7 protein-coding genes and 1 pseudogene are annotated in these 9,634 nt (G+C 73.4%); 6 read left to right on the forward strand and 2 right to left on the reverse strand.

The window, feature by feature from the left end:
* The 5 genes from AB0H87_RS31940 to AB0H87_RS31960 all read left to right on the forward strand — a co-directional run.
* Positions 1 to 499 (forward strand): hypothetical protein (locus AB0H87_RS31940; protein WP_360154047.1); only part of this gene is annotated, 499 nt, incomplete at its 5' end.
* A 36-nt stretch (positions 500 to 535) separates the two neighbouring features.
* Complete coding sequence (locus tag AB0H87_RS31945) at positions 536 to 1,483, forward strand: ROK family glucokinase (RefSeq protein ID WP_360154050.1); 948 nt, start codon at positions 536 to 538, stop codon at positions 1,481 to 1,483.
* A 70-nt stretch (positions 1,484 to 1,553) separates the two neighbouring features.
* Positions 1,554 to 2,225 (forward strand): endonuclease/exonuclease/phosphatase family protein, encoded by a 672-nt coding sequence (locus AB0H87_RS31950; protein ID WP_360154053.1) that lies wholly within the window; start codon positions 1,554 to 1,556, stop codon positions 2,223 to 2,225.
* 44 nt (positions 2,226 to 2,269) lie between these two features.
* Positions 2,270 to 3,688 (forward strand): NAD(P)-binding domain-containing protein, encoded by a 1,419-nt coding sequence (locus AB0H87_RS31955; RefSeq protein ID WP_360154056.1) that lies wholly within the window; start codon positions 2,270 to 2,272, stop codon positions 3,686 to 3,688.
* Positions 3,685 to 4,494 (forward strand): alpha/beta fold hydrolase, encoded by an 810-nt coding sequence (locus AB0H87_RS31960; RefSeq protein WP_360154059.1) that lies wholly within the window; start codon positions 3,685 to 3,687, stop codon positions 4,492 to 4,494. The genes AB0H87_RS31955 and AB0H87_RS31960 overlap by 4 nt, the downstream gene beginning before the upstream one ends.
* Positions 4,495 to 4,503: 9 nt before the next feature.
* Here AB0H87_RS31960 and AB0H87_RS31965 read toward each other — a convergent pair whose 3' ends face one another.
* Positions 4,504 to 5,544: a LacI family DNA-binding transcriptional regulator gene (locus tag AB0H87_RS31965; RefSeq protein WP_360154062.1), complete on the reverse strand. Its 1,041-nt coding sequence runs from the start codon at positions 5,542 to 5,544 to the stop codon at positions 4,504 to 4,506.
* 91 nt (positions 5,545 to 5,635) lie between these two features.
* Positions 5,636 to 9,022, reverse strand: a complete 3,387-nt coding sequence (locus tag AB0H87_RS31970; RefSeq protein ID WP_360154065.1) for a discoidin domain-containing protein — start codon at positions 9,020 to 9,022, stop codon at positions 5,636 to 5,638.
* A gap of 170 nt (positions 9,023 to 9,192) precedes the next feature.
* On the opposite strand from AB0H87_RS31970, the pseudogene AB0H87_RS31975 reads away from it, so the two are divergent.
* Positions 9,193 to 9,537, forward strand: a pseudogene (locus AB0H87_RS31975) (family 1 glycosylhydrolase); the annotation flags it as partial.
* Positions 9,538 to 9,634: the final 97 nt, after the last annotated feature.

The following is a 9,634-nucleotide window of genomic DNA, read 5'->3' on the forward strand; positions in this document are numbered from 1 at the left end:
GCTGCTGACGGCGATGGGCGACGCGCTGTCGGCGGGCGGCGCCTTCGGCCAGCCGCATCACCCGTCCGGGGGAACCGGCCCGAAGTTGGCGACCGGCGACGCGGAATGCTGCGTCTGCCCGATCTGCCGCGTGATCGTGGCCCTGCGTGACCCGAGCCCCGAGTTCGCCGAGCGGCTGGCCACCGGGGCCGGCGACTTCGCGGCCGGGGTGGCCAGCCTGCTGCGGGCGGTCAACAGCTCCACGGCCGTGCGCGAGCCGCAGCCGCCGCCCGCGCCGGCGCCGCGGTTCTCCGACGACGAGATCTGGCGCGCGGCCACCCGTACCCGCGATGATGTTGCACCGGCCCCCACGGCCGGTGACGTCTGGGCGGCGGCCACCGCCGCGGAGCGGGCGGCCGACGACGAGGTCGCGCCCCCTGGGAAACCGAAGAAGCCGATGGCCCGCAAGGCCGTCAAGCGAACGGCGCCGCCGGCGCCACGGTCCGACGACGACGCCTGAGCACGTCGGACGGCACAGCAGAGGGGAGCGGCAGCGGTGACGCTGACCATCGGAGTCGACGTCGGGGGCACCAAGGTCGCCGGTGGTGTGGTCGACGCGGACGGCACGGTCGTCACGACCATCCGGCGGGACACACCCGCGGACGACGTCGCGCGCACCCGGGACACGATCGTCGAGGTCGCCGCCGAGCTGGCCAGCGCGTACCCGGCGGACGCGGTCGGCATCGGCGCCGCCGGCTGGATCGACGCCACCCGGTCGACCGTGCTGTTCGCACCCAACATCGCCTGGCGCGACGAGCCGCTGCGCGACTACGTCAGCGACAAGGTCGGCCTGCCGGTCATCGTCGAGAACGACGGCAACGCCGCGGCCTGGGCCGAGTTCCGGTTCGGCGCCGCGCACGACGCCGACGACTCGATGGTGATGTACACCATCGGCACCGGGGTCGGCGGCGCCATCGTGCTCGGCGGCGAGCTCGTCCGCGGCACGAACGGCATCGCGGCCGAACTGGGCCACCTGGGCCTGGTGCCCGGCGGGCACAAGTGCGGCTGTGGCCGGCTCGGCTGCATCGAGCAGTACGCGAGCGGCAACGCGCTGGTCCGGTTCGCCCGGGCCGGTGCGCGCCAGGAGCCGCACCGCGCGGAACGGCTGCTCGGGCTGGCCGGTGGCGACGCCGACCGGATCAACGGCCCGATGGTCACCGCCGCGGCCCGGGCCGGCGACGCCGTGTCCCGCGAGGCGTTCGCGCAGATCGGCACCTGGCTGGGCATGGGCCTCGCCGATATGGTCCAGGTGCTCGACCCGCAGGTGCTGGTCGTGGGCGGTGGGGTGGTCGAGGCGGGCGAGCTGCTGATGGGCCCGGCCCGCGCGTCCTACCAGGAGTCGCTGGCCCAGCGCGGCCGCTGGCCGGTCGCCGACCTGCGGGTCGCCAAGCTCGGCAACGGCGCGGGCCTGGTGGGCGCCGCCGACCTGGCACGGCGCCGGTGAGCGAGCGCAGCGAGCGCAGGCAGCTCAGTCGCCCGCGCTCAGGCCGGGCGTCGCGAAGCGAGGCACGAGCATGAGCGCCCGGGTCAGGATCGTCTCGTACAACATCCACAGCTTCAAGGACGACCTCCACGCCCTCGCCGCCGTCGTCGCGGACCTCGCCCCGGACGTGCTGGTCGTGCAGGAGGGCGCCCGCCGGTTCCGCTGGCGGCAGAAGAACGCGGCGCTGGCCGACCGCCTGCGCATGGTGGTCGGCGGCGGCGGGCTCTGGTCGCTGGGCAACCTGGTGCTGACCACGCTGCGGGTGCGCGTGCTGGAGACCCGCGACGTGCGGTTCCCGCTGGTCCCGGGGCACCACCTGCGCGGTGCCGTGTTCGCGACGTGTGCCGTGCCCGGTGCCGCGTTCGTGGTGACCGGCTCGCACCTGTCCACGGACCCGGCGGTGCGGCCGGCCCAGGCGGCGGTCTGGCGCGCCGAGATGCGCGGCGTCGACCTGCCCGTCGTCGCCGCCGGCGACCTCAACGCCGAGCCGGGCGACCCGACCTGGGCCGCGGTCGCCGACGGCCTGCAGATCGCGGGCACGGCGCCGACGCACCCGGCATCCGGCCCACGCCGGGCCATCGACGGCGTCTTCGTCGACAAGCGCGTCGAGGTGAAGAGCTTCCGGGTGGTCGACTCGGCGGACGCCCGCGCCGCCAGCGACCACCTCCCGATCGTCGTCGATCTGGTGATTCCCGATAGCTAGGGGAGGACTGGACAGAACCGGCCGCCAGTCGGAAGGATCGGGCGGTGTCCACCCCCACCGGCGAACGCTTCGACCCCTCCAGCACCCTCTGGCGTGACGGCCGCCCGGTCTACGACCGGCGCGACACGGTCTGTGTGGTGGGTGCGGGCGCGAGCGGCCTCGCCGCCGTCAAGAACCTCCGCGAGCACGGCTTCGGCGTCGACTGCTACGAGCGGGAGACCAGCGTCGGCGGCGCGTGGAACTGGCGGCACGACCGCAGCCCGGTCTACGCCGGCACGCACCTGATCTCGTCGAAGCCGTTCACCCAGTTCCCCGACTTCCCGATGCCGGACACCTGGCCGGACTACCCGCACCACAGCCAGCTGCTGTCCTATCTGGAGCGTTACGCCGAGCACTTCGACCTGCTGCCGCACGTCTGGTTCGGCACCGAGGTCGTGCGGATCGAGCCGGCCGACGACACGAGCTGGGACGTCACCACCCGCAGCAGCGGCGGCTACGGCTCCGAGCGGACCCACCGCTACCTCGCCGTGGTGGTCGCCAACGGGCACAACTGGGCGCCGAAGGTGCCCACCTACGAGGGCCTCGACGAGTTCCGCGGCCAGACCATGCACGCCTCGTCCTACAAGGACCCCAAGGAGCTGCGCGGCCGCCGGGTGCTGGTCGTCGGCGGCGGCAACACCGGGTGCGACATCGCGGTCGAGGCGGCCACGGCCGCGTCGCAGACCTGGCACTCCACCCGGCGCGGCTACTGGTACCTGCCCAAGTACCTGCTCGGCCGGCCCACCGACCAGGTCAACGACCGCATGATCGGCGCCGGGGTGCCGCTGCGGCTGCGGCAGTGGCTGGCGGCCCGCACGCTGCGGCTGACCGTGGGCGACCAGAGCCGGTTCGGGCTGCCGAAGCCGGACCACAAGGTCTTCGAGACCCATCCGATCGCCAACAGCCAGCTGATCTACCACCTCGGCCACGGCACGATCACCCCGGTGCCGGACGTACGCCGGTTCCACCGCGGCTCGGTCGAGCTGACCGACGGCCGGCACGTCGAGGCCGACGTGGTCGTCTTCGCCACCGGCTACCTGCCCCGGTTCGAGTTCCTCGCGCCGGAGATCCTCGGCGCCGACGAGCACGGGCGACCGACCCTCTACCTGCACGCCTTCCCGCGCGAGCACCCGACGCTCGCCGTCGCCGGGCTGCTGCAGCCCGACTCCGGGCTGTTCCCGCTGGTGCACTGGCAGACCGTGCTGATCGCGCGCTGGCTGCGGCTGCGCGACCGCGACCTGCAGCGGGCCGCGGCGTTCTGGTCGCGGGCCTCCGCCGAGGTGGGCAACCGCTGGAACCGGGCCCGGGTCAAGGACTCCACCCGGCACTGGTTCGAGGTGAACCACGTCGACTACCTGCGCGAGCTGCAGCGCGCGCTGGACGAGCTGTCCCCGGCCACCGCGACGGCGAGGAGCGCGCGATGACCTCCGTGCGGATCATGCGGACCCGCGACTGGGCGGACCCGGTGCCCCCGGCCCGCCGCGAGCTGCTCACCGCGACCCCCGAGATCGCCGACGAGGGCAAGCCGCCCGTGCTGTTCGTGCCGGGCTTCGGGCACGGCGCCTGGGCGTACGCGGAGCACTGGCTGGAGCACGCAGCCGGGCGCGGCTTCGCGGCGCACGCGGTCAGCCCGCGCGGCCACGGCGCCAGCGAGCCCGCCCCGAAGGCGACGCTGCGGGCGTACGCGCACGACGTGGTCCAGGTGGCGGCGTCCCTGCCGCGCCAAGCGGTGCTGGTCGGCCACGGCGCCGGCGCGCTCGTCGTGGCGCACGCGATGGCCCGCTACCCGGCCAGGGCCGGCGTGCTGGCCGCGCCGGTGTTCGGCGGCTGGGCGACCCTCGGCCTCGCCCTGCGCCGCAACCCGTTCGGCACGCTGCCGGCCGCGTTCGGCGGGCGGATCCGGCTGACCCGCCGGCAGCTGTTCGGCCGCCACCTGCCGGACCCGCAGGCCCGCGACTACACCAAGCGGATCGGCCACGCCTCGGCGAAGGCGCAGTGGGAGCTGCTGCGGTCCCGCAGGCCGGAGCACCCGGTCGGCGACCCGCCGGTGCTGGTGGTCGGCACGCCCGACGACCGGGTGGTGCCGCGGTCCGCGCTCGACCAGGTGGCCCGCCGCTACGGCGGCGCCCCACTGCTCTTCCCGGGCATGGGCCACGACCTGATGCTCGACACCCGCTGGCAGGAACCCGTCGACGCGATCCTCGACTGGCTCGAGAAGGACGGCAACTGAGGGCGGGTCCTAACTGCTCGCCCGCACCACCAGCTCGGGCGCGAAGACGACCGAGGTCGAGGCGAGGGTCGGGTCGTCGACGCGGGCGAGGAGGAGGCGGACCGCTTCCGCGGCCATGTCCTCCAGCGGCTGGCGCACGGTGGTCAGCTGCGGGCGGGCGGCCAGCGCCGCGCTGCTGTCGTCGAAGCCGACGACCGCCACGTCGGCCGGCACCCGGCGGCCCAGCTCCTGCAACGCGTTCAGCCCGCCCTGGGCCATCAGGTCGTTGGCGACGAAGACGCCGTCGAGGTCGGGGTGGTCGACCAGCAGCTCGCGCATGGCCCGCTCGCCGCTCTCGTGGGTGAAGTTGCCCGTGGCCGACGGCACGTACGACTGGCCGTGGCGGGCCATCGCCGCGTTGAAGCCCGCGATCCGGTCGACGCTCGCCGGCACGTCCACCGGGCCGGTGACCATGCCGATCCGGCGCCGGCCGCGGGCCACCAGGTGGTCGGCGGCCAGCGCCGCGCCCTGGTCGTTGGCCACGTCTACGTGGCTGATCGGCACCGGCCGGGCCGGCCGGCCGATCACCACACCGGGCAGGCCGGCGTCCGCGAGCAGCTGGGGGAGCGTGTCGCCGGGGTGCAGGGAGAGCACGACCGAGCCGTCGGCCTGGCCCTGGCGCAGGTCGCCGACCAGCCGGGCGCGGGCCTGGTCCGCCCCGACGAGCTGCAGGGCGAGCTGCACGCCGGCCGGGCGCAGCGCGCTGAGCAGGCCGCCGACCACCCGCCCGAAGAACGGGTCGCTGAAGAACCGGCTCATGAACGGGTCGTCGTCGTGGCTCTCGGAGTCGGAGACGACCAGCGCGATCGTGCCCGTGCGCCGGGTGACCAGCGACCGGGCCGCGCGGTTGGCCACGTAACCGGTGGCGTGGACCGCGTTCCAGACGACCTCGTGCAGCTCGGGGTTGACGTTGCGGATGCCGTTGATCACCCGGGAGACCGTGGCCCGGGAGACCCCTGCCAGCCGGGCCACGTCCTCCAGGGTCGGCAGGCGTGCGTTGTCAGTGGTCACGTCTCTCCATGGTCGCGGGCGGAGAGCGCTCTCCGCACCCGTAGGCTAGCAGGACGGCGGCCGCCGAAGCGCCCACCGTCCTGCGCCGATGTCAGCGGTAGACGCCGAACTCCCACAGTGAGTAGCCCCAGCCGGTGGCCTTGGCCTGCCCGTTCATCCGGACGTACCGACCGGTGCCGGTGACCGGCAGGCTGTCGAAGCCACCGTTGCCGGTCGTCGTCGAATAGATCGTCGTCCAGCTGTTGCCGTCGTTGGAGGTCTGCACCTGGTAGCCCGTGGCGTACGCCGCCTCCCACGCGAGCTGCACGTGGTTGAACGACTGCACCGAGCCGAGGTCCACCTGCACCCAGGCCGTCGCCACCCACTCGCTGGCCCACCGGGTGGCGTAGTCGCCGTCGGTCGCGTACGCCGGCAGCTGTGGCCCGTTGGTGCCGGTCGGCTGGTACGACGACGCCGTCACCGGCCGGCCGCGGGCGAGGTTCGTGCCCGGGACGGTGGGCGGCACGACCTTGAACGAGCGCTGTTCGATGCCCACGTTGCCCTGGCCGTCGAACGCGTACACGTACACCTTCCAGACGCCGAGCTGCTCGGGTGCGCGCACCGAGAAGGTGCCGTTGCCCGTCTCCGTGAACGTGACGCTCGAGAACCCCGTTCCGCCGGTCACGTACTTGTCGCTGAACATCAGGTTGTAGCGGATCAGGTCGCCCTGCGGGTCGGTCGCGGCGACCGACACCGGGAACGTCCCGCCCGCCGGCACCGCGGTCGGCGAGCCGACGGTCATCGACGTGATCTCCGGCGGCGTGTTGGCCGAGGGCTGGCCGGTGTACGCCTGCCGCAGCGCGTGGAACCCCAGCCGCCGCCAGCCACCGGTCGTCACGTTGAGCCAGACGCCGCCGAAGTCGTTCTCCAGTCCATAGTGGAACTCGGTGGCGCCCAACGCGACACCGGGATGCGATTTGATCGCCGCCCAGCTCGCCGCGTACCCGGCCCGCTTCTCCAGGTCGGTTGGCTCGTCGGGCACGCCGTTGACGTCGTCCGGCACCTCCCACTCGCCGTCGGGCCCGGCCTCGGTGACGATGTACGGCTTCGGGTAGCCGCCCGCGATCCAGTCGGCCTTGACCCCGCCGATAGCGCCGTACGAGTTCACCGCCAGCAGGTCGAGCGCCGGCGAGTACGGCTTGTAGTAGGTCCACGCGTGCGTGTAGGCGTCGGTCGAGGTGACCGGGTGGTTCGGGTCCGCCGCGTGGATCGCCTCGGCGACCTCGTTGACGAACCGGGCGTACGCCACCCGCCGGGCCTCGACCACGTCGGGCGCGAGGCCGTGGTCCTGCATCGTCAGGATGACCTCGTTGCCGACGTCCCACATCAGCACGCCCTGCCGGCCCTTGAGCGCGTTGACCCGGGCCACGATCTCGGCCTTGACGCTGTTCTTGTACGCGGTGTCGTTGACGTAGTCCGCGCCCTGGTTGAGCCAGTGCCCGACGATCACCTTGATCCCGTGCCGGGCGGCGGTGTCGAGCAGCACCGGCGTCTGCGCGTCGTCGACGCCCCAGGTCCGGATCGTGTTGACGCCCATGTTCTTCAGGTCGCGCAGGTACCCGTCGGCCGCGCCCTGCGGCGGCCCGTAGGTGAGCCCACGCACCTCCCACGGCGCGCCGTTGACCTGGAGCTGCCAGTTGCCCTGGGTCCCGGTGACCCGCACGACGCTGGGCCCGGCCGGCACCGGTGGGTCCGTCATCGCCGGCGGCGTGGTGCCGGTGGACCGGGCGACCGAGACCGAGTCGACGCTGAGCACGCCGCCCGAGGTGGTGTCCGGTGTCGGGACGGTGAAGCCCGCGATGCCGCTCGGGTAGAGGCCGCCGATCGCGAGGTCGAAGCGCAGGTAGAAGCCGTGGTGCACGGCGGCCTGCCACGCGGCGACGCCGACCTGGCTCTCCCGGACGATCCAGGTCTGCCGGCCGTCGAGGTAGAACCGGATCTCCTCGTCGGTCTTCGTGCGGTCGATGACCTGGCTGTACTCGTGGTAGCCGGTCTGGCAACCGGCGCACGAGGCGAGCCCGCTGGTCCGGCCGTTGTACTCGCCGCACGGCCCGTCGGGCGCGGTGCCGCAGTGCAGGGTCTGCGAGAGCTGGCCGCGGCCGTTGACGCCGCTCATGATGTCGGTCTCGCCGATGCCGGGCCAGTTGGTGAAGTTGCCGCGGAAGGCGGCGCCGGTCGCCCGGAAGGCCGGCCAGTAGCCGAGCCCGTTGGCGACGTCGGGCTGCTTGAGCACCGCGCTGAACCGGGTGAGCTGGCCGGGTTGCGGCGCGAAGTCGGCCCGCTGGGTCTCGATGCGGCCGGAGGTCCAGTTGCCGGCGCCGTCGCGGACCGCGCGGATGGACAACCGCCCGGCACCGTCGAGGGTGGCGTTCGCCGCGCCGGCGGTCTCGACCGACCCGGTGCCCCAGTTGGCCGCGCCGCCGGGGTACTGCGTCCCGGTGCGCACCAGCCAGTTCGCGCTGGACGGCGCGGTGTTGGCGGCGCCGGTGAAGTCGTCGCTCCAGACGGTCTGCCAGGTGCCGGGGTCGGGGTCGGGCGGGTTGCCGCCGCCGGTGGTGAACACCTGGAGCTCCCACAGGGAGTAACCCCAGCCGGTGGCGCGGGCCGTACCGTACATCCGGACGTAGCGGCCCGTGCCGGTCACGGTGACGGTCTGCGTGCCGCCCGCGCCCGTGGTGGTGGCGTAGACGTCGGTCCAGGCGTTGCCGTCGGCCGAGGTCTGGATCTGGAACGCCCGGGCGTACGCGCCCTCCCACTGCAGCACGACCCGGCAGACGCTCTGTGCCGACCCGAGGTCGACCCGGATCCACTGTGGATCGGCGAACGCGCTCGACCAGCGGGTGCCGGCGTTGCCGTCGACGGCCATGGCGGCGTCGACGCCGGCGCCCTCGGCGGACGAGGCGGTGGCGGGCCGGCCCTGGGCGGCGTTGCTGGTGCCGCAGGTGCCCGGGTTCGGGTTGGTGCCGCCGAACGTGCCGTGCACCTGGAACTCCCACAGCGAGTAGCCGTAGCCGCTGTTGCGGGCGGTGCCGTACATCCGGACGTAGCGCCCGGAGCCGGTGACCGCGAGCGTCTGGACGCCGCCCGGGCCGGTGGTGGTCGAGTAGACGTCGGTCCAGGTCGTGCCGTTCGGCGACGTCTGGATCTGGAAGGCCCGGGCCGACGCGCCCTCCCAGTTGAGGGTGACCTGGGTGATGGTGGCGGTGGCGCCGAGGTCGACCTGGATCCACTGCGGGTCCGACCAGGCCGAGCCCCAGCGGGTGGTGGCGTTGCCGTCGACGGCGGCGGAGGCGGGCAGGTCGGCACCCTGCGTCGAGGACGCGACCGCGGGTCTGCCCTGCGAGATGACGGCGTCGGCGGCGCTGGCGGCTTCGGCGACGGCCAGGGAGGTGAGTCCGAGTACGACGGCCACGACGGCCGTGAGCAGGCGAGGTTTCACGGGGATGCCCTTCCGGAGAGGGGACGGAGCTCCTTGGAGAGCGCTCTCCAGTGCTTGGCAGTGTTGCGCTCGGCATTCATCGATGTCAAGACGTGCGGCCTTGACAGGAGATCGGTCGTACCGGACGCTGGAGGGCGTTTCGGAGAGCGCTCTCCAAAGGAGTGACCCTGTTGGACACCATCGCGGCGCCGGCCGCCGACACCGCAGTGCGGTTCCCGTCCACGTTCTGGTGGGGAGCGGCCACCGCGGCCTACCAGATCGAGGGGGCGGTGACCGCGGACGGCCGGGTGCCGTCCATCTGGGACACCTTTGCCGCGACGCCCGGCAACGTGGTCGGCGGTGACACGGGTGAGCGGGCGGCCGACCACTACCACCGCCACGCGGACGACGTGGCGCTGCTGGCCTCGCTGGGCCTGACCGCGTACCGCTTCTCGGTCGCCTGGCCGCGCGCGGCGAACCTCGACTTCTACGACCGGCTCGTGGATTCGCTGCTGGCCCGCGAGATCCGGCCGGTGGCTTGGTGTCCGATTCGTTCGCCCGCAGCAGCCGCATCTGCAGGAACGTGATGGCGATGAGGATGACGAAGAGGGACAGCGACATCGCGGCGGCGTA

It is taken from the genome of Asanoa sp. NPDC050611 (genome assembly GCF_040654855.1).
Taxonomy (GTDB): domain Bacteria; phylum Actinomycetota; class Actinomycetes; order Mycobacteriales; family Micromonosporaceae; genus Asanoa.